The 21,268-nt window shown below is 71.4% G+C and carries 20 protein-coding genes; 7 read left to right on the top strand and 13 right to left on the bottom strand.

Translation table 11 applies throughout. The features are described from left to right. The first annotated feature begins 154 nt into the window (after positions 1-154). Positions 155-748, top strand: coding sequence for a L,D-transpeptidase (locus KBA23_RS01350; RefSeq protein ID WP_290735808.1), 594 nt, complete (start codon positions 155-157; stop codon positions 746-748). 117 nt (positions 749-865) lie between these two features. Here the strand turns inward: KBA23_RS01350 and KBA23_RS01345 are convergent, their stop codons facing one another. Continuing rightward, positions 866-1,711, bottom strand: coding sequence for a dienelactone hydrolase family protein (locus tag KBA23_RS01345; protein WP_290735805.1), 846 nt, complete (start codon positions 1,709-1,711; stop codon positions 866-868). A gap of 191 nt (positions 1,712-1,902) precedes the next feature. Between KBA23_RS01345 and KBA23_RS01340 the strand changes: the two genes are divergently transcribed. Both KBA23_RS01340 and uvrA read left to right on the top strand, forming a co-directional pair. Next, the gene (locus KBA23_RS01340; RefSeq protein WP_290735803.1) at positions 1,903-2,904 is read left to right on the top strand and encodes a hypothetical protein; all 1,002 of its coding nucleotides are present in this window, start codon (positions 1,903-1,905) and stop codon (positions 2,902-2,904) included. 106 nt (positions 2,905-3,010) lie between these two features. Next, positions 3,011-5,887, top strand: coding sequence for an excinuclease ABC subunit UvrA (uvrA, locus tag KBA23_RS01335; RefSeq protein ID WP_290735802.1), 2,877 nt, complete (start codon positions 3,011-3,013; stop codon positions 5,885-5,887). Between the two features lie 36 nt (positions 5,888-5,923). Here the strand turns inward: uvrA and KBA23_RS01330 are convergent, their stop codons facing one another. Continuing rightward, positions 5,924-6,202 (bottom strand): DUF1127 domain-containing protein, encoded by a 279-nt coding sequence (locus KBA23_RS01330; RefSeq protein ID WP_290735801.1) that lies wholly within the window; start codon positions 6,200-6,202, stop codon positions 5,924-5,926. A 212-nt stretch (positions 6,203-6,414) separates the two neighbouring features. On the opposite strand from KBA23_RS01330, the gene KBA23_RS01325 reads away from it, so the two are divergent. Further along, complete coding sequence (locus KBA23_RS01325; protein ID WP_290735799.1) at positions 6,415-7,302, top strand: LysR family transcriptional regulator; 888 nt, start codon at positions 6,415-6,417, stop codon at positions 7,300-7,302. Between the two features lie 3 nt (positions 7,303-7,305). On the opposite strand, the gene KBA23_RS01320 is transcribed toward KBA23_RS01325, so the two are convergent. The 10 genes from KBA23_RS01320 to KBA23_RS01275 all read right to left on the bottom strand — a co-directional run bounded on the left by KBA23_RS01320 (position 7,306) and on the right by KBA23_RS01275 (position 18,606). Further along, complete coding sequence (locus KBA23_RS01320; protein WP_290735798.1) at positions 7,306-8,103, bottom strand: purine-nucleoside phosphorylase; 798 nt, start codon at positions 8,101-8,103, stop codon at positions 7,306-7,308. A 1-nt stretch (position 8,104) separates the two neighbouring features. Beyond that, positions 8,105-9,070, bottom strand: a complete 966-nt coding sequence (locus KBA23_RS01315) for an ABC transporter permease (RefSeq protein ID WP_290735797.1) — start codon at positions 9,068-9,070, stop codon at positions 8,105-8,107. After that, on the bottom strand, positions 9,070-10,158 hold the full coding sequence (locus tag KBA23_RS01310; RefSeq protein ID WP_290735796.1) for an ABC transporter permease: 1,089 nt from the start codon (positions 10,156-10,158) through the stop codon (positions 9,070-9,072). Before KBA23_RS01310 ends, KBA23_RS01315 begins: the two co-directional genes overlap by 1 nt. Beyond that, positions 10,155-11,735, bottom strand: a complete 1,581-nt coding sequence (locus tag KBA23_RS01305) for an ABC transporter ATP-binding protein (RefSeq protein WP_290735795.1) — start codon at positions 11,733-11,735, stop codon at positions 10,155-10,157. The genes KBA23_RS01310 and KBA23_RS01305 overlap by 4 nt, the downstream gene beginning before the upstream one ends. Positions 11,736-11,741: 6 nt before the next feature. Next, on the bottom strand, positions 11,742-12,743 hold the full coding sequence (locus KBA23_RS01300; RefSeq protein WP_290735794.1) for a BMP family ABC transporter substrate-binding protein: 1,002 nt from the start codon (positions 12,741-12,743) through the stop codon (positions 11,742-11,744). A 120-nt stretch (positions 12,744-12,863) separates the two neighbouring features. Then, on the bottom strand, positions 12,864-13,307 hold the full coding sequence (locus KBA23_RS01295) for a GNAT family N-acetyltransferase (protein ID WP_290735793.1): 444 nt from the start codon (positions 13,305-13,307) through the stop codon (positions 12,864-12,866). Beyond that, the gene (gene tsaB / locus KBA23_RS01290; RefSeq protein ID WP_290735889.1) at positions 13,297-13,941 is read right to left on the bottom strand and encodes a tRNA (adenosine(37)-N6)-threonylcarbamoyltransferase complex dimerization subunit type 1 TsaB; all 645 of its coding nucleotides are present in this window, start codon (positions 13,939-13,941) and stop codon (positions 13,297-13,299) included. The genes KBA23_RS01295 and tsaB overlap by 11 nt, the downstream gene beginning before the upstream one ends. Before the next feature lie 7 nt (positions 13,942-13,948). Next, on the bottom strand, positions 13,949-14,509 hold the full coding sequence (locus KBA23_RS01285) for a NifU family protein (protein ID WP_290735792.1): 561 nt from the start codon (positions 14,507-14,509) through the stop codon (positions 13,949-13,951). 100 nt (positions 14,510-14,609) lie between these two features. After that, the gene (locus KBA23_RS01280) at positions 14,610-17,432 is read right to left on the bottom strand and encodes a [protein-PII] uridylyltransferase (protein WP_290735791.1); all 2,823 of its coding nucleotides are present in this window, start codon (positions 17,430-17,432) and stop codon (positions 14,610-14,612) included. Then, the gene (locus KBA23_RS01275) at positions 17,422-18,606 is read right to left on the bottom strand and encodes a penicillin-binding protein activator (protein WP_290735789.1); all 1,185 of its coding nucleotides are present in this window, start codon (positions 18,604-18,606) and stop codon (positions 17,422-17,424) included. Before KBA23_RS01275 ends, KBA23_RS01280 begins: the two co-directional genes overlap by 11 nt. A 71-nt stretch (positions 18,607-18,677) precedes the next feature. Here KBA23_RS01275 and rsmI point away from each other — a divergent pair, with 71 nt between their 5' ends. From rsmI to KBA23_RS01260, 3 genes are all read left to right on the top strand, one after another. After that, entirely contained in the window at positions 18,678-19,613 is a 936-nt protein-coding gene (gene rsmI / locus KBA23_RS01270) for a 16S rRNA (cytidine(1402)-2'-O)-methyltransferase (protein WP_290735787.1), read from the top strand. Between the two features lie 78 nt (positions 19,614-19,691). Then, entirely contained in the window at positions 19,692-20,609 is a 918-nt protein-coding gene (locus KBA23_RS01265; RefSeq protein ID WP_290735783.1) for a DnaJ C-terminal domain-containing protein, read from the top strand. After that, a complete protein-coding gene (locus KBA23_RS01260; RefSeq protein WP_290735780.1) occupies positions 20,609-20,944 on the top strand; it encodes a MerR family transcriptional regulator in 336 nt (111 codons plus the stop codon). The genes KBA23_RS01265 and KBA23_RS01260 overlap by 1 nt, the downstream gene beginning before the upstream one ends. A gap of 126 nt (positions 20,945-21,070) precedes the next feature. Here KBA23_RS01260 and KBA23_RS01255 read toward each other — a convergent pair whose 3' ends face one another. Then, positions 21,071-21,256, bottom strand: coding sequence for a hypothetical protein (locus tag KBA23_RS01255; protein ID WP_290735777.1), 186 nt, complete (start codon positions 21,254-21,256; stop codon positions 21,071-21,073). Positions 21,257-21,268 lie beyond the last annotated feature (12 nt).

Genomic DNA, 21,268 nt, shown 5'->3' with positions numbered 1-21,268 from the left:
GCGGCAGGATAGCAGGCGGCCGCCGTCGCGGTCACGCGTTGCCGCGACGCCGCGCGCGCTCGCAATCACAGGGGCGTGCGCCGCTGGCGGTTGACCGGCGTCGGTCGTGCGGGCAAGTCGGAGGCAGAGCAGGACAACCAGAGCAGGCAAGACCATGACAGACGAAGATTTCCGGCCGGACCGTCGGCGGTTCGGCATGGCTGCGCTGGCCGGCGCCGCCGGGCTGGCGCTCGGCGGCCCGGCGCTGGCGCAGGCGTTCGATCCGGTGGCGGAGGAAGGCGCGGCGCCGACGCGGCGCGTCTCCGGCGCGATCAGCCGTGACTGGCGGGACTATTTCGACTCGGTGGAGAACGACGCGATCCTCGCCGACATCAACGACCGGAGCCTGCACTACTGGGGCGCGGACGGGTTCTACCGCATCTATCCGACCTCCGTCCCCATGAGCGAGGAGATGACCCGGCGCGGCCGCACGGAGATCGTGCTCAAGCGCCCGGAGCCCGAATGGCGTCCGACGCCCACGATGATCGCGCGGAACCCGGACCTGCCCACCTATGTCGGGCCGGGGCCGGACAACCCGCTCGGGGTCCGGGCGATGAACCTCGGCTGGCAGTACTACCTGATCCATGGCGGCAACGACATCCGCAAGATCGGGCGGCAGTCGTCCTCCGGCTGCATCGGGCTCTACAACGAGCACATCCTCGAAGTGTACGAGAGGGCGAAGATCGGCACGCCGGTGATGGTGATCTGATACCGGCGAGTCTGCCAGGCCACCCGGCGCAACACGGGCTAACACGCGTGATAGACGGGCAACTACCTGAATACACACGATAAAAGTGTTAAGGGTCAAAAAGGTCCGCGAGTCGTTTCATGAGCCCGCCGGCATGAGCCCCCGTCCGCCGCCTCGGAGGCGGCGCGAACGTCGTTGCACGGCCTTGCGACCGGTCCGGCCTTGCGGCCGGATCCGCCGCCGGTCAGCCCGGAAGGCCTCGCCGAGGAACCGCTGGAGCGCGGCCCAGGATTCCCGGTCCGCCCGTTCGCGGTAGTTGTCCGAGCCGAACACCGTGAAGGCGTGCGGCGCGCCGGAATAGACCTCGATCTCGTAGGGAACCGCCGCTTCCTCCATCCCGGCCGCGAACGCCGCGACGTCCGCGAGGCTCGGTCTCTGGTCCGCGCCGCCGTGCAGGATCAGGACGGGCGGCGATTCGCCCGGCCAGTCGGCCTCGCCCCCCGGCAGCCCGGCATGGAACGTCGCAAAGCCGACCACGCCCTCCGGCGCCCCGGCCCTCGCCGCGCCCAGCGCCACCGCGCCGCCGAAGCAGTAGCCCATCAGCACGGACCGGTCCGCCGAGCTGAGCTCCCTGCCCTTGTCGATCCCGCCGACGACGAGCGCCCGGAGTTTCTCGGGATCGGAGACGGCCGTCTTCATCGCCGCCATCCGGCCCTCCATCGTGTCCGGGCGGTTCCCGGCCCCGTAGACGTCGAGGGCGAAGGCGTCGTAGCCGAGTTCGGCAAGCATGTCGGCCCGCCTGCGCTCGTAGTCGCCGGTCCCGTCCCAGTCGTGAACGATGATCACGAGCCCCTTCGGCTCGGCGGCGCCGGCGAAGTACCCTTCGAGGGCCGTCCCGTCGACCTCGTAGGCGACATCCTCCGCCGAGGCCACGCCCCCAGCGGCAAGGCCGAGCGCGGCGGCTGCGATGGTGGTGCGGATCATGGCTTTCCTCCCTGTTCTCCCGTCGGAGGCTAGAGCCCGGTCACGCCCCGTCAAGCGGCGGATCGGTCGCGTCGGCGGACGGCGCGGGGCGGGCGCGACGACGGCGCCGGCGCCGGCGATGACAAGCGCGACGCTGCGCGATATGCAGGCCGCATTCACCCCGCGCCGCGAGCCGGAGACCGCGCCCGACCATGACCGCGCTCGACAAGTACGTCCGCCTCGAGGCGCTCGGCCAATGGCGCGAGGCCGGCGGCGCCACGCCGCGCGAGGTCGTGGTGAGCTTCGGCGACGCGACGCTGCTGCTGACCGATCTCTCGGAACGGCCGCTCGGCCACTGGGCGCTGGCCGGGGTGCAGGCGATCGGCAAGGACGGGCCGGCCACGGTCTATGCCATGACCAGCGACGGCGAGGAGACGCTGACGATCAAGGACGCCGACATGGTCGACGCGATCGCCGCGGTCAGCCGGGCGCACCGGCTGCGCGACGTTGCGCCCGGATCGCAACGCCGGCGGCGCAGCCTGTGGCCCTGGCTGGTCGTCGCGACGGCCGCCGCGGTCCTCGCGGCGCTGGGCCCGCCGCTGCTGCGGGCGCAGGCGGCGCGGATGGTCCCCCCGGAAGCGGTCGAGGAGTTCGGCGACCGGATGCTCCTGCAAATCATGGCCACGCGCGGCCCGCTCTGCGCCGACGCCGAGGGGCGGCGGGCGCTGGCGACGCTGGTCGCGCGGGTGGCCGAGGGCGCGCCGCCGCCGCGGGCGCAGGCGCTCGACCTCGGCCCGACGCCCGTCGCGCTCCTGCCCGGCCCGACCGTGGCGCTCGGCCGAACGGCGCTCCTGCAGGCCGACGACCCGGCGGAGATCGCCGGCTGGGTAGCGCTGGCGCTGGCGCGCGAGGCGATGCAGCCCGGACCGGAGCGGCTCATGGCGGCGGTCGGCCCGTTCGCCGATCTGCGCTACGTGCTGACCGGCAGGCTCGGCGAGCCGGCGCTGGGGCGGGCGGTCGAGGCGGCCATGGCGTCGCCGGGGCCGGTGGAGATCGAGGCGGCGTTCGAGCGTCTGCGAACGGCCGGCCTGCCGACGGCGCCGTTCGCCGACGGCCTGCGCCGGATCGGGCTCGAGGCCCCGCCGGCGAGCGCCGAGGGCGGCGAGGCGCTCTCGGACCGCGACTGGGTGGCGTTGCAGGGCCTGTGCCGCTGATTGCCGCCGAGCATCGGCGCTTGCGCGAGATCGCGTTTTGTTCTTCTCTTGCGACTCGCATCGGCGCGGCGCGACGCTATGTATGGCGCTTCACGAGGGGCGAGAGATGCCTGAACAGAAGTTCATCGAGGTCCGCGGCGCGCGCGAACACAACCTGAAGTCGATCGACATCGACATTCCCAGGGACCGGCTCGTCGTCATCACCGGCCTTTCCGGCTCGGGCAAGTCGAGCCTCGCCTTCGACACGATCTATGCCGAGGGGCAGCGGCGCTATGTCGAGAGCCTGAGCGCCTATGCGCGGCAGTTCCTCGACATGATGCAGAAGCCCGACGTGGACCACATCTCCGGCCTGAGCCCGGCGATCTCGATCGAGCAGAAGACCACGTCGAAGAACCCGCGCTCCACCGTCGGCACGGTGACGGAGATCTACGACTACCTGCGGCTGCTGTTCGCCCGCGTCGGCGTGCCCTACTCGCCAGCCACCGGCCTGCCGATCGAGGCGCAGCAGGTCAGCCAGATGGTCGACGCGGTCATGGCGCTGCCGGAGGGGACGCGCGCCTACCTGCTTGCCCCGATCGTGCGCGACCGCAAGGGCGAGTACCGCAAGGAGTTCGCCGACCTGCGCAAGCAGGGCTTCCAGCGGGTCAAGGTCGACGGGGTGTTCCACGAGCTGGAGAACCCGCCGGAGCTCGACAAGAAGTTCCGCCACGACATCGACGTGGTGGTCGACCGCATCGTGGTCCGCGAGGGGCTGGAGACGCGGCTCGCCGATTCCATGCGCACCGCGCTCGACCTCGCCGACGGCATCGCGGTGCTGGAGACCGCGCCGGCCGCCGCCGAGGGCGAAACCGCGCCGGAGCCCGAACGCATCACCTTCTCCGAAAAATTCGCCTGCCCGGTCTCCGGCTTCACCATTCCCGAGATCGAGCCGCGGCTCTTTTCCTTCAACGCGCCGTTCGGGGCCTGCCCGGCCTGCGACGGGCTCGGGGTCGAGCTGTTCTTCGATCCCCGGCTGATCGTGCCGGACGAGGGCCTGCCGCTCCTCAAGGGGGCGATCGCGCCATGGTCGCGCGGCCAGTCGCCCTACTACCGGCAGACGATCGAGGGGTTGGCGGCACATTTCGGGTTCAACAGGAACGCGCGCTGGCGCGACCTGCCGGACGCGGCGCGCGACGCGCTGCTCTGGGGCTCGAAGGGCGACAAGGTCCGCTTCCGCTACGACGAGGGCGGCCGGGTCTACGAGATCGAGCGCCCCTTCGAGGGGATCATCCCCAACATGGAGCGCCGCTACCGCGAGACCGACAGCGCCTGGTCGCGCGAGGACATGGAGCGCTACCAGAACAACCGCCCCTGCGGCGTCTGCCACGGCTACCGGCTGAAGCCCGAGGCGCTGGCGGTGAAGATCGCCGGCATCCACATCGGCGAGGCGGTGCGCATGTCGATCCGCGAGGCGCTGGCCTGGGTCGAGGCCGTGCCCGCGTCCCTGACGGCGCAGAGGAACGAGATCGCCCGCGCGATCCTGAAGGAGATCCGCGAGCGGCTGGGCTTTCTCGTCAATGTCGGGCTCGACTACCTGACGCTGGCGCGCAACGCCGGCACGCTCTCCGGCGGCGAGAGCCAGCGCATCCGCCTCGCCAGCCAGATCGGGTCCGGGCTGACCGGCGTGCTCTACGTGCTCGACGAGCCGTCGATCGGGCTGCACCAGCGCGACAACGGCCGCCTGCTCACCACGCTCAAGAACCTGCGCGACGCCGGCAACACCGTCCTCGTCGTCGAGCACGACGAGGAGGCGATCCGCGAGGCCGACCACGTCGTCGACATCGGTCCCGGCGCCGGCGTCCATGGCGGCGAGATCATCGCCCAGGGCACGCCGGCCGAGATCGCCGCCGCGCCGGCGTCGATCACCGGCCAGTACCTGCGCGGCGAGCGCGAAATTCCGATCCCGGCCGCCCGCCGCAAGGGCAACGGCAAGAAGGTCGTCGTCCGCGGCGCGACGGGCAACAACCTGCGCGACGTGACCGCCGCCTTCCCGCTCGCGGCGTTCACCTGCGTCACCGGGGTCTCCGGCGGCGGCAAGTCGACGCTGACGGTCGAGACGCTGTTCAAGACCGCCTCGATGCGGCTGAACGGCGCCCGCCAGACCCCGGCGCCCTGCGAGACCATCGAGGGGCTCGAGCATCTCGACAAGGTCATCGACATCGACCAGTCGCCGATCGGCCGCACCCCGCGCTCGAACCCGGCGACCTATACCGGCGCCTTCGGTCCGATCCGCGACTGGTTCGCCGGCCTGCCGGAGAGCAAGGCGCGCGGCTACAAGCCCGGCCGGTTCAGCTTCAACGTCAAGGGCGGCCGCTGCGAGGCCTGCCAGGGCGACGGCGTCATCAAGATCGAGATGCACTTCCTGCCCGACGTCTACGTCACCTGCGAGACTTGCAAGGGCAAGCGCTACAACCGCGAGACGCTGGAGGTGCTGTTCAAGGGCCGCTCGATCGCCGACGTGCTCGACATGACCGTGGAGGACGCCGAGGAATTCTTCGCCGCCGTGCCGTCGATCCGCGAGAAGATGACGACGCTGATGCGGGTCGGCCTCGGCTACGTCAAGGTCGGCCAGCAGGCGACGACGCTTTCGGGCGGCGAGGCGCAGCGGGTGAAGCTGTCGAAGGAACTGGCGCGGCGCTCGACGGGGCGGACGCTCTACATCCTCGACGAGCCGACCACGGGGCTGCATTTCGAGGACACGCGCAAGCTGCTCGAGGTGCTGCACGAACTCGTGGAGCAGGGCAATACCGTGGTGGTGATCGAGCACAACCTCGACGTCATCAAGACCGCCGACCACATCATCGACATCGGTCCCGAGGGGGGCGACGGCGGCGGCTCCATCGTCGCGGTCGGGACGCCCGAGCAGATCGCCGCGGTGGAGGCGAGCCACACCGGACACTACCTCCGGCCGCTGCTGGCGGCGCGGCGGGTCGCCGCGGAATAGGAGACCGACCCGGCCGCGGCCGGGTCGGTCAGCATTCTATTCCTCGTCGCCCAGGGCGAGGCGCATCGCCTCCTCGCGGGACACGCCGATGTCGCGCAGCAGATGGGGGTCCATCATCGCGAGGTGACGCGCGGCGCGCCTTTCCGCGGCGCGGTGCTCGCGGCGCGCGAACCAGCCGCGGAAGCCCTCCATGGCGCGACGGAACCCGCCTTCGCGGCCGCGCGCGGTCGCCGCCTCGAAGCCGAAATCGTCCTGACGAACGTGCATCATCGCCGAATCCTCCATCCTGGGGCCCCGACCGGCGGCGCCGGCCAAGGCAGGTTCGTGTCGGACCGCCGCTCTGGCGTGCGAACCCTCGTGGAGGGCAGCGGCCGGATCATCCCGACGAGCGGCGGACGAAGCGCATTCTGCAAGATTATCCAACATTCGCGCCTCCCGTTTCCTGCGTCAGATGTCTTGCCAATATGGGCTTTCAGCGCCAATTCTGCGACTCAGGAAAGGTTTGGCATCGTAAGGATGGCTTACAGATGGATTGGCTGACCATGCCCCCGCTCGGGGCGTTGAGGGCCTTCTCGGCGCTGGCGGAGACCGGCGGGTTCACCGCCGCCGGGGCGGCGCTCAACGTAAGCCACGCTGCGATCAGCCAGCAGATCCGCGCGCTGGAGGATCGCCTCGGCACGACCCTGGTCGAGCGCGGCGGCGGCCGGCGGGTCGCGCTGACGCCGGACGGCGCACGCCTCGCCACGGCGCTCGGCGACGCCTTCCAGCAGATCCGCCGGGCGGTCGACGAACTGACCGGCGCCGACGCCGGGCGGCCGCTCCAGGTGACCCTGACGCCGCTCTTCGCCAACGCCTGGCTCATGCCGCGCCTGCCGGCCTTCCTGCTCGCCAATCCCGGCGTGGACCTTCTGCTCAATCCCACCTACGAGGTGGTGGACCTCGCGCCGGGCGGCGTGGATGTCGCGATCCGCTACGGCCGCGGCGACTGGCCCGGCGTTGTCGCGGAGCTGTTCCTGCGCTCGGAGTTCATGATCGTCGGCGCGCCCGGGCTCGTCGCCGGGCGGCGCGTGGAGACGGCGGCCGACCTTCTGGACCTGCCGTGGATCGTCGAGGTCGGCGCCAACGAGATGACGCGCTGGCTCGCGGAGCAGGGCGTCGTCGAGGGGCCGCGGCAGGCGGTCACCCACCTGCCCAACCACTCGCTGCTCGAAGGGGTCCGCGCCGGCCTCGGCATCGCGGTGATGTCGAGACCGGCAGTGCTCGGCGAGATCGCCGCCGGCCGCCTCGTCGAGGTTATCGCGCCGGCGAAGGGCGTCCCGACCGACGAGAACGCCGGATACTGGATCGTCACCCGCCCCGGGGTGATGCGCCCGCCGCTGAAGGCGTTCCTGTCGTGGCTGCGGTCACAGGTATGACGCCTAGGCGGGCGCGAGGTTGCGCAGGCAGCGGCGCAGCACGCGCTCGAGCTTGGCGGCGCCGAGCGGGGCCATGGCCTTGGTGTGCTCGTGGCTGATCGCCTCGTCGCTCATGCCGGCGACCATGTTGGTGATGGTGGAGATCGCCGCGCAGCGAATTCCGAGGAAGCGCGCGAGGATCACCTCGGGCGCCGTCGACATGCCCACCGCATCAGCGCCGAGGATCCGCAGCGCACGGATTTCCGCCGGGGTCTCGAAGCTGGGGCCGGAGTACCAGGCATAGACGCCTTCGGGCAGCGCGACGCCCTCGGCGGCGGCGGCGGCGGCCAGTTCGGCGCGCAGGCCGGGGTCGTAGGCGTCCACCATGTTGACGAAGCGCGCGTCGGTGGGCTCGCCGATCAGCGGGTTGCGCCCCGAGAAGTTGATGTGGTCCGAGATCAGCATCAGCTCGCCCGGCGGGATGTCCGGGCGGAACGAGCCGGCGGCGTTGGTCAGGAACAGCGTCCGCACCCCGAGGCCGGCGAGGGTCTCCAGCGCCGGGCGCATGACGCCGGCCTCGCCCCTCTCGTAGTAATGGGCGCGACCGCCGAGAACGGCGATGCGGCGGCCCTCGAACCGGCCGATCACCAGCCTGGGGTTGTGGCCCGAAACGCCGGCGTGGGGGAAGCCCGGCAGGTCGGCATAGTCGATGGCCGGGCCGTCGACGGCATCGGCGAGGCGCCCGAGGCCGGAGCCGAGGATCAGGCCGATGCCGATCGGCTCCGGTCCGGCGCGATCGCGGACGACCTCGAGCGCCTCCATGTCAGCGTTCCTTCACATAGGGGCGGCCGCCGGCCCTGGGCGGGATCGCCCTGCCCACGAAGCCCGCCAGGATGACGACGGTCAGGACGTACGGCAGCGCCTGCATGAGCTGCACCGGCACGGCGAAGTCGCCGATCCTGATGCCCTGATAGCGGATGCCGACCGCTTCGAGCAGGCCGAAGAGCAGGCAGGCGAACAGCGCGGGCCACGGCCGCCATTTGGCGAAGATGAGCGCGGCCAGCGCGATGAATCCCTTGCCGGCGGTCATGTCGCGGATGAAGCCGGCCGACATGGCGGTGGAGAGGTAGGCCCCTGCGATCCCGCAGAGAACGCCCGCGATGACGACGGCGCCGTAGCGCAGGCGCACCACCGAGACGCCGGCGGTGTCCACGGCGGCCGGGTTCTCGCCGACGGCCCGCAGCCGAAGGCCGAAGCGGGTCCGGTAGAGCACCCACCACGTCGCCGGCACGGCAAGGAAGGCGACGTAGACGAGGAGGTTGTGCCCGGAAACGAGGTCGGACCAGATCGGCCCCAGGACGGGAACGCCGTGCAGCGTCTCGGCAAGGGGCAGCGTCAGGGCGCCGAAACGCTGCGGCCCGTCGAGTTGGGGCGTCTGGCCGCCGAGGCCGAAGAGGCTCTGACCGATCAGCGCCGTCATGCCGGAGGCGAGGAAGTTGATCGCGACGCCGGAGATCAGCTGGTTGCCCCTGAGCGTGATCGAGGCAAGGCCGTGGACGAGGGCGAGCAGGATCGAGGCGGCCATGCCGCCGAGGAGGCCGAACCACGCCGAGCCGGTATAGGCCGACGTCGCCGCGGCGACGAAGGCGGCGGCGAGCATCTTGCCCTCGAGGCCGATGTCGAAGATGCCGGCGCGCTCGGAGTAGAGGCCGGCGAGACAGGCGAGCAGCAGCGGCGCGGCGAGCCGGACGCTGGAGTCGAGAAGCTGGAGGACGACCGGGAGATCCATCACCCGCGCGCCCGCCGCGCAAAGACGCGCTCGACCGGCAGACGGACGAGGTTCTCGAGCGCGCCGGTGAACAGGATGACCAGCGCCTGGATCACCACGATCATGTCGCGGGTGATCGCGGGCATCTCGAAGGCGAGTTCGGCCCCGCCCTGGTAGAGGATGCCGAAGAGGATCGAGGCGAGGATGACCCCGACCGGGTGCGACCGGCCCATCAGCGCCACCGCGATGCCGACGAAGCCCGCGCCGCCGACGAAGTCGAGCACGAGCCGGTGCTGGTAGCCCATCACGACGTTGAGCGCCATCAACCCCGCCATCGCGCCCGACATGACCATGACGAGGATGGTGATGCGGACGGGATCGATGCCGGCATAGACCGCCGCCGGCTCGGAATGGCCGAAGGCGCGGATCTCGTAGCCGAGCCGGGTGCGCCAGATCAGGAGCCAGGTCAGGAAGGCGGCGGCGAGGGCGAGGATCGAGGTGAGGTTCATCGGTGTGCGCGACATCTCGATTCCGATCGCGCCGAGCATCTCGTGCATGAAGGGCAGGTAGGTCCCCTCGCCGAACTTGCGGGTCTCCAGCGACATCCCGGGCGCCTTCAGCACGTTGTTCAGGAGGTAGACCACCAGCGCCGAGGCGATGAAGTTGAACATGATCGTGGTGATCACGATGTGGCTGCCGCGCTTCGCCTGGAGATAGCCGGGGATGAAGGCCCAAGCCCCGCCGAGCAGCCCCGCGCCGAGGATTGCAAAGGGCAGCGCCAGCGCCCAGTGCGGCCAGGGCACGGCGAGGCAGACGAGCGTCGCGCCGACGCCGCCGAGCGCCGCCTGTCCCTCGCCGCCGATGTTGAAGAGGCTGGCGTGGAAGGCGATCGCCACGGCGAGCCCGGTGAAGACGAAGGTGGTGGCGTAGAAGAGCGTGAACCCGATGCCGTAGGACGAGCCGAGCGAGCCCTGGATCAGGATGCGCACGGCCCGGATCGGATCCTCGCCGATGAAGACCACGACGAGACCGGCGACCAGGAAGGCGAGCGCGAGGTTCAGCCCCGGGATCAGGACGAGGTCGGCCCAGCGCGGCAGCGCGGGCGTCACGCCGCGCGCCCCTTGCCGGGGTCGATGCCGGCCATGAGCAGGCCGAGTTCGCGCTCGTCGGTCTGGCCGGCGGCGCGCTCGCCGGATATGGCGCCGTCGAACATGACGATGATGCGGTCCGAGAGCGCCTGGATCTCGTCGAGCTCGACCGAGACGAGGACGATCGCCTTGCCGCGGTCGCGCAGGGCGACGATCTCGTTGTGGATGAACTCGATGGCGCCGATGTCGACGCCGCGGGTCGGTTGCCCGATCAGGAGAACCTCGGGCTCGCGCTCGATCTCGCGGGCGAGCACGATCTTCTGCTGGTTGCCGCCGGAGAAGTTCGCGGTCTTCAGGTCGCAGGACGGCGGGCGGATGTCGAAGCGCTCGATGCCCTTGCGGGCGAGGTCGCGGATTGCGTCGCGGTCGAGCGTGCCGAAGCCGCCCTGCAACCGTTCCTCGCGATGGTAGCCGAGGCAGGAATTCTCCCACGCCGCGAAGGCCATGACGAGGCCGCGGCGATGGCGGTCCTCCGGGACATGCGCGATGCCGACGTCGCGGCGGTCGTCGGCGTTGGTGTGGCGCGAGAGGTCGAGCGGCCGACCCTTGAAGAGCACCTCGCCCGAGGTCGCGGGCGCATAGCCGGCAAGGACCTCGAGAAGCTCGGACTGGCCGTTGCCCGCAACCCCGGCGACGCCGAGGATCTCGCCCGCGCGCACGGCGAAGCTCACCGATTTCAGCCGCGCCACGCCCTTGGCGTCGGTGACGGAAAGGTTGCGTACCTCGAGCAGCGTCTCGCCGGGTCGGGCAGGGCCCTTCTCCACCCGCAGCAGCACCCGCCGCCCGACCATCAGCTCGGCGATCTCGGCCGGGCTGGTCTCCGACGTCGTCAGCGTCCTCACCATCTCGCCCCGGCGCATCACGCTCACCTGGTCGGTGATCGCCATGATCTCGCGGAGCTTGTGGGTGATGAGGATGATCGTCTTGCCCTGTTCCTTCAGGTGCCCGAGGATGCGGAACAGATGGTCCGCCTCGGCCGGCGTCAGCACGCCGGTCGGCTCGTCGAGGATCAGGATGTCGCACTCGCGATAGAGCGCCTTGAGGATCTCGACCCGCTGCTGATGGCCGACCGAAAGCTCGCCCACCACCGCGTCCGGGTCGACGTCGAGTTCGTATTCCTGCTCCAGCCGCTTCAGCTCGGCCCGCGCCCTGGCGAGCGAAGGCCGCAACAGCGCACCGTTCTCGGCCCCGAGGATGACGTTCTCGAGCACGGTGAACGGCTCGACCAGCATGAAGTGCTGGTGGACCATGCCGATGCCGGCGCGGATCGCGGCCTGGCTGTCGGGGATCGGCGTCGTCACCCCGTTCACCCGGATCTCGCCGGCGTCGGCGTGATAGAAGCCGTAGAGGATCGACATCAGCGTCGACTTGCCGGCGCCGTTCTCGCCCACGATGCCGTGGATGGCGCCCTTGCGCACCGCGAGATGGATGTCCTTGTTGGCCTGCACCGGGCCAAAGCTCTTGGAGACCCCCACCAGCTCGATGGCGAGGGTCGAGGCGCCGGGGTCCGGCGCGGAAAGGGCGGACGACGCCGTCACCGCCCCTCAGCTGACCGGGCAGGAGCCGTCGGTGGTGTAGTCGTGCACCTTGATCTCGCCCGAGATGATCTTCTCGCGCGCAGTCTCGGCCGCCGCCTTCATCTCGTCGGTGATGAGCGCCGCGTTGTTCTCGTCGAGGGCCCAGCCGACGCCGTCCTCCTTCAGGCCCATCACGTAGACGCCCGAGGTCCATTCGCCGTTGTTGCTGTCCGCGAGCGCGTCGTAGACGGCGTTGTCGACCCGCTTCAGCATCGAGGTCAGGACGTGGCCGGGATGCAGGTAGTTCTGGTTCGAATCCACGCCGATGCCGTAGACGCCCGCGTCGGCCGCCGCCTGAAGCACGCCGATGCCGGTGCCGCCGGCGGCGTGATAGACCACGTCGGCGCCGCGGTCGATCTGGCTGCGGGTGATCTCGGCACCGCGGGCCTGGTCGTTCCACGCCTCCGGCGTGTTGCCGGTCATGTTCTGGAACACCTCGGCGTCCGGGTCGGTCGCCTTGACGCCCTGGACGTAGCCGCAGGCGAACTTCTGGATCAGCGGGATGTCCATGCCGCCGACGAAACCGACCTTGCCCGACTTCGAAGCCATGGCGGCGAGGACGCCGACGAGGTAGCTGCCCTCGTGCTCGTTGAAGATCACCGAGCGCACGTTGGGCTGGTCGACGACGGCGTCGATGATCGCGAACTGGGTCTCGGGGAACTCCTGAGCGACCGTCTGCATCGCGGTCTCGTTCGAGAAGCCGGCGACGACGACCGGGTTGTGGCCGCGCTCGGCGAAGCGGCGCAGCGCCTGCTCGCGCTGGGCGTCCTGCTGGATCTCGAACTCGGCATAGCCGATGCCGGTCTCGGTCTTGAACCGCTCGGCGCCCTCGTAGGAGGCCTGGTTGAACGACTTGTCGAACTTGCCGCCGCGATCGAAGATCACGGCCGGGTTGGCGTCCTGCGCCTGAGCCGCCGTCGTTGCCGCGACGAGCGTCGCCGCCGCCACGAGGGTCTTTGCCAGGGTCATCAGATCCTCCAAGGGAAAAAGGGGCGCCGTTGCCGGCCTCGCCATGCTCGCGGGCGACCGCTGCGCAGCGGTCGCCGGCGCAAAGCGACGGGCCAGTAAAGGCTTATCGTCCGAAGGCGGTCAATCGGTTTTTGGAACGCGGCAAGGGTTCCGCAAGCGTTTGCGCAGCGTGAGCGCCGCGACGGGCGAATTGTCCGCCCGTCGATAGTAGCCGGGCCGCCGGCCGGCCACCGAGTAGCCCGCGCCGGCGTAAAGGGCGCGGGCGGCCGCGTTGGCCTCGGAGACCTCGAGGAAGGCTTCCTCCGCCCCGCGTCGCGTCGCCTCCGCCTCGAACGCCGCCAGCAGCGCCCGTCCGACGCCGCCCCGGCGCGCCTCCGGCGCGACGGCGATGGTGAGCAGCTCCGCCTCGCCCGCCGCGGCGCGGCCGAGCGCGAAGCCGCCGGGGCGGGCGAGCAGAAAGCACGCCGGGTCCTCGAGGAGACCGACGAAGGACGCCGCCGACCACGGCGGCGGACCCGTGTCGAAGCAACGCGCGTGGAGCGCGGCCAGCGCCTCAGCCGTCATCGAGAAGCGGCGGGGCCGGTTCTGACGGCGCCGCATCGGGCGGACGAAGGTAGATCGGCGCCGGCGGCGGACCGGGATCGGAGAGCCGCGCCGCCGCGATGCGGGCGAGGGCGGCGGGGTCGGGGGATTCGCTGGCCTCCGGCGTGTCCGGGGCGGCCGCGGCCCCGAGCAGCGCCGCGCCCGGGGGCGCATGACTGCCGAGCGTCTCGACCGGGACGAGCGCCGGCGGCGCGAGCGGCGCGCCGTTCGCGAACGCCTGCGCCGCGACCATGCCGCGGCGGGCGTCCACGGCGACGAGCGCCGCGGCGTGGCCTTCGGCGAGCGCCTCGAGGCGCGATACGCCGATCGCCGGCCGCCCCAGCGCCATCGCCAGCCCCCGCGCGGCCGCCACGGCGACGCGCACTCCGGTGAAGTCGCCGGGACCGGTGGAGACGGCGAGCGCGTCGAGCGCGGGCCATGCGACGCCCGCCTCCGCCAGGACCGCCTCGATGAGCGGGATCAGCCTTTCCGCCTCGCGGCGATCGGTCGTCTCGGCCCGGGACGCCAGCACCCGGCCCCCGGCCACGAGCGCGGCGGCGCAGCGGCCGCCGGAAGCGTCGAAGGCAAGGACGAGCGGCGTCCCGACCGGGGGCAGGTCGGCCTCAGAGGCCGACAGGGCGGACCTCGGTGACCTCGGGGATGTAGTGGCGCAGCAGGTTCTCGATGCCCATCTTGAGCGTCATCGTCGAGGACGGGCAGCCGGCGCAGGCGCCCTGCATGTGCAGGTAGACGACGCCCCGGTCGAAACCATGGAACGTGATGTCGCCGCCGTCCTGCGCCACCGCGGGCCGCACCCGGGTGTCGAGCAGCTCCTTGATCTGGCCGACGATCTCGGCGTCGGGACCGTCATGCTCGGCGTGCTCCACCGCGCCGGCGTCGCCCTCGATCGCGGGAGCGCCGGACTGGAAATGCTCCATGATCGCGCCGAGGATCGCCGGCTTGGCGTGGCTCCAGTCGACGTCGTCGGTCTTGGTCACGGTCACGAAGTCGTGGCCGAAGAACACCCCCGCCACCCCGCCCGCGCCGAAGATGCGCCGCGCCAGCGGCGAGGCCGCAGCGGCCGCCTCGGACGGGAAGTCCGCCGTGCCGGTTGGCAGCACGACCTGGCCGGGAAGGAACTTCAGCGTGGCGGGATTGGGCGTGGATTCGGTCTGGATGAACATTTCTCGGGCTCCGGTGCTGCCCTTGCAAGTGCGCTCGCGGAGGCCCGGAGTCAAGTCAGGCTGGAATCGTTCCAGAAATGCGCGGCTCCCGGGCGGGGATTCAGCTCGCCCCGCCGGACGGCGGCGGGGGCGGCGCGGGGGCGATGGCGGTGCGGAGGCGGGCGGCGAGGGAGCGGCGCTTTGCCTCGGAGAACAGCTTCAGGCCGAACAGATCCTTGACATAGAAGACGTCGACGGCCTGCTCGCCATAGGTGGCGATGATCGCCGAGGCGATCGAGACGTTGTTGGCGGTGAGCGTGCGGGTAAGGTCGAAGAGGAGGCCGGGGCGGTCGCGGGTCTCCACCTCGATGATGGTGTAGATGTCCGAACCCTCGTTGTCGAAGCTGACCCGGGTCGGCACCTCGAAGTCCCGTTCGCGGCGCTTGACCTTGTCCTTGTCGCGCAACGCGTCACGGGCCACGATCTCGCCCTTGAGCATGCGCAGGACGCCCGTGCGCAGCCGGCCCTGACGGGATTTCTCGTAGGGTTTGCCCTCGCCGTCCTGGATCCAGAACGCCGCCGTCGCGATGCCGTCCGACGAGGTGTAGGTGCGCGCGTCCACCACGTTCGCCCCGGCGAGCGCCAGCGCGCCCGCCAGACGGGCGAAGATGCCGGGATGGTCCGACATCGCGAAACAGACCTGGGTGGCGTCGCGCTCCTCCTCGAGCTCGACATGCATCGCCGGCTCCTCGCCCTCGGCGAGGCGCTCGATCAAGCCGGCGAAGATCGCGTGGGTGCGGGTGTCGAACCCGAGCCAGTAGGGCGCATAGTGGCGCGCCTGCTCGGCGGCGATCGCCTCGGGCGGCCAGCCGCCCAGCTCGCCCGCGAGCGCCTCCCGCGCCGCCGCCTCGCGCTCCGGACCGCTCTGCGCCTGGCTGCCGCCGGTCAGGTGCCCGATCGTCTCCGCGTAGAGCGCGCGCAGCAGCATGGCCTTCCAGTTGTTCCAGACGCCGGGGCCGACGCCGCGGATGTCGCAGACGGTCATCACGGTGAGCAGCCGCAGCCGCGACGGGCTCTGCACCGCGGCGGCGAAGTCGCGGACCGTGCGCGGGTCGGCGAGGTCGCGGCGCTGGGCGACGTCCGACATCAGAAGGTGGTTCTTCACCAGCCACTCGACCAGCGCGCTCTCCTCGGCGTCGAGGCCGAGCCGCGGGCAGAGCGTGCGCGCGATCACCGCGCCGACCGTCGAATGGTCCTTGCCCGAACCCTTGCCGAGGTCGTGGATCAGCAGCGCGGTGTAGAGCACGCGGCGGTTCAACCCGCGCTCGACGATGCCGGAGGCGACGGGGACTTCCGCCTTGAGCTCGCCCCGGCTGATCTGGCTGAGCGTCGAGATCGTGCGGATCGTGTGCTCGTCCACCGTGTAGTGGTGATACATGTTGAACTGCATCATCGCCACGACCCGGCCGAATTCCGGGATGAAGGCGCCGAGCAGGCCAACCTCGTTCATCAGCCGCAGCGCCCGCTCCGGATTGTTCTGCCCGGTCAGCAGCGCGAGGAAGATGCGGTTCGCCTCCGGGTCCGCGCGCATCCGGTCGTCGACCAGCGCGAGGTTCGCCGCGACGAGGCGCAGCGCGTCGGGATGGATCGGCGCGTCGCTCGCTGCGCCGACGTCGAAGAGCCGCAGCAGGTTGACGGGGTCGGCGAGGAACTTTTCAGGATCGGCGATGTCGAGCCGCCCGTGCTTCAGCCGGTAGCCCGGCGCCGCCTCCGGGCCGCGGCCGATGGCGAAGACGTTCCTCAGCGTCTGCCCGAACGAGGGCTTCGGCTTGACGTGCCGCGCCTCCAATCCCGCGAGGAAGATGCGCGTCAGGTCGCCGACGTGCTTGGCATGGGTGAAGTAGCGCTGCATGAACCGCTCGACCGAACGCTGGCCCTCGGTCGGGGCATAGCCGAGCGTCGCGGCGATCTCGACCTGGGCGTCGAAGGTCAGCTGCTCCGTGGCGCGATTGTTGAGCAGATGCAGATGCACCCGCGTCATCCACAGGAACGCCTCCGCCTCGGCGAAGATGCGATGCTCCCCCGGCGTGAACACGCCGATCTCGACGAGATCCGCGGGCGTGGCGCCCCGGTAGAGATACTTGGTGATCCAGAACAGCGTCTGGAGGTCGCGAAGGCCGCCCTTGCCTTCCTTGACGTTCGGCTCCAGCAGATAGCGAGACGCCCCCTGGCGCGCGTGCCGCTCGGCGCGCTCGACGAGCTTCGCCTCGACGAACTCCGGCCCCGTGCTGGCGAAGAGGTCGGTCCAAAGCCGCTCGGAGAGCGTCGCCGCCAGCGCCGCGTCGCCCCAGACGTAACGGTTCTCGAGAAGCGAGGTGCGGATCGTCAGATCCTGCCGTGCGAGGCGCAGGCAGTCATCCACCGTGCGCACCGCATGACCGACCTTGAGCCGCAGGTCCCACAAGCAGTAGAGCACGCTCTCGATCAGGCTCTCGCCCCAGGCGGTCTGCTTGTACGGGGTGAGAAACAGCAGGTCTATGTCCGAGAAGGGCGCCATCTCCCCCCGGCCGTAGCCGCCGGTTGCAATCGCCGCGATCCGTTCCGTCGAGGTCGGGTTGGAGAGCGGATGCAGCCAGTGGAGAGCGAGATCGAGCGTCATCGTCACGATCTGGTCGGTGAGCCAGGCGTAGTCGTGGATGGCCCGGTGCGCCTCGGTCGGCGACGCGGCTACGGCGGCGGCGATATGGGCGCGTCCCTCGGCGTAGGCCGCACGCAGCGCGGCGACGGCGCGGGGCCTGCGCTCGGCGCGCTCCGGCGCGCCCGACGCCGCCTCGCTGACGGCGGCCTGGGCGCCGGCGACGTCGAGGATGGCTTCCGGGCCCGCGCAGAGTCCCGGCCAGCGAGGCGGGGCGGCGTCCGCCTCGCGCGCCGCCTCAGTTCCCAAGGCCGCCGAAGCCGCGCGCCGCGCGCGAGACGACCACCGCCGTACCGTTGCGCACCTCGAGGACGGCGAGGTTGCGCTGGCTGAGCCCGTCGCGTGTGAAGCGGAAGGCGCCGTTCGCGCCGGCGAAGCCCTGCGGCGCGGTGATGCGCGCGGTGCTGAAGGGCGAACCGCCCTGCGCCCGCGCCTCGGCGATCAGCGTCCCGATCGCGGCGACGCCGTCATAGGCGAGCACCGCGAGTTCGTGCGGCTGCTCCCCGTAGGCGTTGGCGTAACGGCCTTGGAAGGTGGCGAGGAGCGACGGATCGGGCGCGGCGTAGACGGCGCCCTGCAGGCTCGGCCGCGCCAGCGTGTCCGCGTCGCCGCCCCAGGGCTGCAGCCCGAGAAGCAGCGCCTGCTCGGCCGAAAGGCCGTTGCTGCGCAGCCCGTCGGCGACGAGGCCGGCGGTGGAGCGCTCGGTCAGGAACACCGCGTTGGCGCCGGCGTTCTGGAGCGCGACCGACAGGACCGCGACCGTGTCGCTCACGCCCTGCTGGGAATAGGGATAGGCCTGCGTCGATACGACCTGACCGCCGGCGGTGTTGACCGCAGCGATCACGCTGTCGCGGACAACCTCGTCGGTCTCGCCCTGGACATAGAGCACGCCGAAGCGCGACAGCCCGCGGCCGAGAGAGAACCGGGCGAGGGCGCTCGCCGCATTGCCGGGGGTCACGCCGAGGAGGTAGGTTCCCGGACCGGCGACCGACGGGTTGTTGCTGAAGGTCAGCATGCTGAGCCCGGCGTTCGCCGCGACGGGCTGGGCGCCCGCGGCGGCGACGCTGAGCAGCGGCCCGAGAACGATCTGCGCCCCGTTCGCGACGGCCATTTCCGCGGCCGCCTGTCCTCCGGCGAAGGTTCCCCGGCTGTCGTAGACCTGCAAATCGAGGTCGGCGTTGCGGAGATCGGCCTGCGCGAGCTTGGCGGCGTTGACGAGGTCGCGCGCGATACGCTGGAGTCCGGGGTCGCCCGCCGACTGCGGCACGAGAAGCGCGACCCGCACCTGGGCGTTCGGATCGACGGCCGGTCCGTCGCCGCCGGCGCGGATGGCCGGACCCGCGGCACATGCGGCGAGCACGAGGAGGGCGGCGCCGAGGAAGCCGCGCCGGGCGACGGCGGAGACGACGGTTGACAGGTTCATGGCGCGCGCAGACCTTCGTTGCTTCCGTCAGACTGGGCGGGAAGCTAGGGACTCGTGCGGGGAAAGTAAACTTGCGAAAGGACGCCGATGACGAGCCGGTCGCGGACGCCGGCGGGCCGGAGGCGCTCCCCGGGGCCCGCGTTCCGCCGGGGCTCCACCTCGTCGCGACCCCGATCGGCGCGGCGCGGGACGTGACGCTGCGGGCGCTCGACATCCTTGCCGGCGCCGACATCCTCGCCGCCGAGGACACGCGGCGGACGCGCAAGCTGCTCGACATCCACGGCGTGCGGCGCGACCCGCGCACCATCCTGCCCTACCATGACCACAACGGCGCGGCGATGCGGCCGCGCCTGCTCGCCGCTCTGGCGGAGGGCAAGTCGGTCGCGCTCGTCTCGGACGCCGGCACGCCGCTGGTGGCGGACCCGGGCTGGCGGTTGGCGCGCGAGGCCATCGACGCCGGCCTGCCGGTTATGGCCGCGCCCGGCGCCTCGGCGCTCCTCGCCGCGTTGTCGGTGGCGGGGCTGCCGACGGACCGCTTCCTGTTCGCGGGCTTCCCGCCGCCGCGCGCCGCGGCGCGCTCCCGCGCGATGGCGGAACTGGCCGCCGTCCCCGCGACGCTGGTTTTCTACGAGAGCCCCCGCCGGCTCGCCGCCAGCCTCGCCGACATGGCGGCCACGCTCGGGGCGGAGCGGCCCGCGGCGGTGTGCCGGGAGCTGACGAAGCGTTTCGAGGAGGTGCGCCGCGGCGCGCTCGGCGATCTCTCCGAGGCCTACGCGGCCGAGCCAGAGCCGAAGGGCGAGATCGTCGTCGTGGTCGGCCCTCCCGCCGCGATCCAGGCGACCGGCGACGACCTCGACGCCGCCCTCGCCGAGGCGCTGGCCGCCGGCTCCGTCAAGGATGCCGCCGCCGCCGTCGCGTCCCGGCTCGGCCTGCCGCGCCGGGACGTCTACGCCCGCGCGCTCGCCCTTGCGAACGCGGACGGCGACGCGGACGGGGATCACGGGTGAGGGCCGCCCGTTGACCGGGCGGCGGCGGTTTGCGAGGGTCCGCCGGCCCGTGCCCGGAAGGACGGCTGAGAGGACTGGATGAGCGACGACCCCTACGCCGCCCTGGGCGTAAACAAGACGGCGAGCGCGGACGAGATCCGCAAGGCCTACAAGCGCGTAGCCCGCGAGAGCCACCCCGATCTCAACCCCGGCGACGGCAAGGCCGAGGCGAAGTTCAAGGCGGCCTCGGCGGCCTACGACCTGCTCAAGGACGCCGAGCAGCGCCGCCGCTTCGACGCGGGCGAGATCGACGCGAGCGGGCAGGAGCGGCCGGAGCGGCGCTTCTACCGCGAATACACCGAGGGGCCGGAGGCGACCTACCGGTCCAGCCGCGGCTTCGAGGACATCGACATGTCGGGCGTCTTCTCCGACCTGTTCGGCCGGCGCGGGGCCGGCGGCAGGGCGGGCGGGGCCGAGGGCTTCGCGATGCGCGGGCAGGACCAGCACTTCACGCTGGAGATCAGCTTTCTCGACGCCATCTATGGCGCCACGAAGCGGGTGAGCCTGCCGGGCGGCGGGCCGCTCGAAGTGTCGATCCCGCAAGGGGTGCACGACGGCCAGACCATCCGCCTGCGCGGCAAGGGCGCGCCCGGCTATGGCGAGGGCCCGCCGGGCGACGCGCTGGTGACGGTGACCGTCGCGCCACACCCGATCTTCACCCGCGAAGGCGACGACATCGAGATCGAGCTGCCGATCACGATCGACGAAGCCGTGCTCGGCGGCAAGGTCGCCACGCCGACGATCGACGGCAAGGTGAACCTCACCATCCCCAGGGGCGCGAGCTCCGGTCAGGTGCTGCGCCTGCGCGGCCGCGGCGTGAAACGCGGCGACAGGCGGGGCGACCAGCGCGTGCGGCTGAAGATCGTGTCGCCGCCCAAGGTCGACGCCGAGCTCGAGGCGTTCATGGAGGCGTGGCGCAAGGACCACGCCTACGACCCACGCAAGGGAATGAGCTGATGGCGGAGACCCGTTACTACAGCGAGACCGAGGTCGTGGCGCAGGTCGACGGCGTGACCGTGGCCCGGCTGCGTTCCTGGGTCTCGGCGCATTGCCTGTCCCCCGAGGAACGCGAGGGCCGGCTCGCCTTTCGCGAGGCCGACGTGGCGCGGGCGCGGCTGCTGGCCGAGTTGTCGGACGACTTCGAAATGGACGAGGACGCGGCCGGCATGGTCCTGTCGCTCATCGACCAGATCCACGGCCTGCGCCACCGGCTGCGCGGCCTCGCCACGGCGCTGGCGGAGGAGCCCGAAGATGTCCGCGCCCGCATCCGCGCCCGCCTGACGAGGCCCTGACCCCTCCGCTCGGGGTTCCGGATCAGGGCAGGCGTCTTCCGGGGAACCGTCGGGCTCGTCAGGGACCATGACGCCGCCGTCCCGGCCGAACTCCCGGCGCAGGCGGGGAGGCGCGGGAAGCCGGGGTCAGCTCGCGTTCGGGCCGCGCAGGATGCGGATCCTCTCGCGCACCTTGCGCCACTGGTCGGCCTCGGCCTCGGCGCCGCGGGCCTCGCAGTCGCGGGCCTTCTGGGCGGCCTCGTATTCGGCTTTGTCGCCGCTGGCCGCGTAGAGCCGGCGGGCGTAGTCGTCGATCTGAACTGCGGTGTTCATGTTTTATCCTCC

It is taken from the genome of Amaricoccus sp., assembly GCF_017995835.1.
GTDB lineage: Bacteria > Pseudomonadota > Alphaproteobacteria > Rhodobacterales > Rhodobacteraceae > Amaricoccus.
The sequence above is the reverse complement of the archived record's forward strand: the minus strand, read 5'-3'. Positions and strand labels throughout refer to the sequence as shown.

Excerpts from the sequence above, each read along its gene's own strand:
- KBA23_RS01300 (WP_290735794.1), bottom strand. The coding sequence starts at position 12,743 with ATGACCCTGGCAAAGACCCTCGTGGCGGCGGCGACGCTCGTCGCGGCA.
- KBA23_RS01340 (WP_290735803.1), top strand. The coding sequence starts at position 1,903 with ATGACCGCGCTCGACAAGTACGTCCGCCTCGAGGCGCTCGGCCAATGG.
- KBA23_RS01285 (WP_290735792.1), bottom strand. The coding sequence starts at position 14,509 with ATGTTCATCCAGACCGAATCCACGCCCAATCCCGCCACGCTGAAGTTC.
- KBA23_RS01315 (WP_290735797.1), bottom strand. The coding sequence starts at position 9,070 with ATGGATCTCCCGGTCGTCCTCCAGCTTCTCGACTCCAGCGTCCGGCTC.
- KBA23_RS01255 (WP_290735777.1), bottom strand. The coding sequence starts at position 21,256 with ATGAACACCGCAGTTCAGATCGACGACTACGCCCGCCGGCTCTACGCG.
- uvrA (WP_290735802.1), top strand. The coding sequence starts at position 3,011 with ATGCCTGAACAGAAGTTCATCGAGGTCCGCGGCGCGCGCGAACACAAC.
- KBA23_RS01325 (WP_290735799.1), top strand. The coding sequence starts at position 6,415 with ATGGATTGGCTGACCATGCCCCCGCTCGGGGCGTTGAGGGCCTTCTCG.
- KBA23_RS01265 (WP_290735783.1), top strand. The coding sequence starts at position 19,692 with ATGAGCGACGACCCCTACGCCGCCCTGGGCGTAAACAAGACGGCGAGC.
- KBA23_RS01320 (WP_290735798.1), bottom strand. The coding sequence starts at position 8,103 with ATGGAGGCGCTCGAGGTCGTCCGCGATCGCGCCGGACCGGAGCCGATC.
- KBA23_RS01295 (WP_290735793.1), bottom strand. The coding sequence starts at position 13,307 with ATGACGGCTGAGGCGCTGGCCGCGCTCCACGCGCGTTGCTTCGACACG.
- KBA23_RS01275 (WP_290735789.1), bottom strand. The coding sequence starts at position 18,606 with ATGAACCTGTCAACCGTCGTCTCCGCCGTCGCCCGGCGCGGCTTCCTC.
- KBA23_RS01260 (WP_290735780.1), top strand. The coding sequence starts at position 20,609 with ATGGCGGAGACCCGTTACTACAGCGAGACCGAGGTCGTGGCGCAGGTC.
- KBA23_RS01350 (WP_290735808.1), top strand. The coding sequence starts at position 155 with ATGACAGACGAAGATTTCCGGCCGGACCGTCGGCGGTTCGGCATGGCT.
- KBA23_RS01345 (WP_290735805.1), bottom strand. The coding sequence starts at position 1,711 with ATGATCCGCACCACCATCGCAGCCGCCGCGCTCGGCCTTGCCGCTGGG.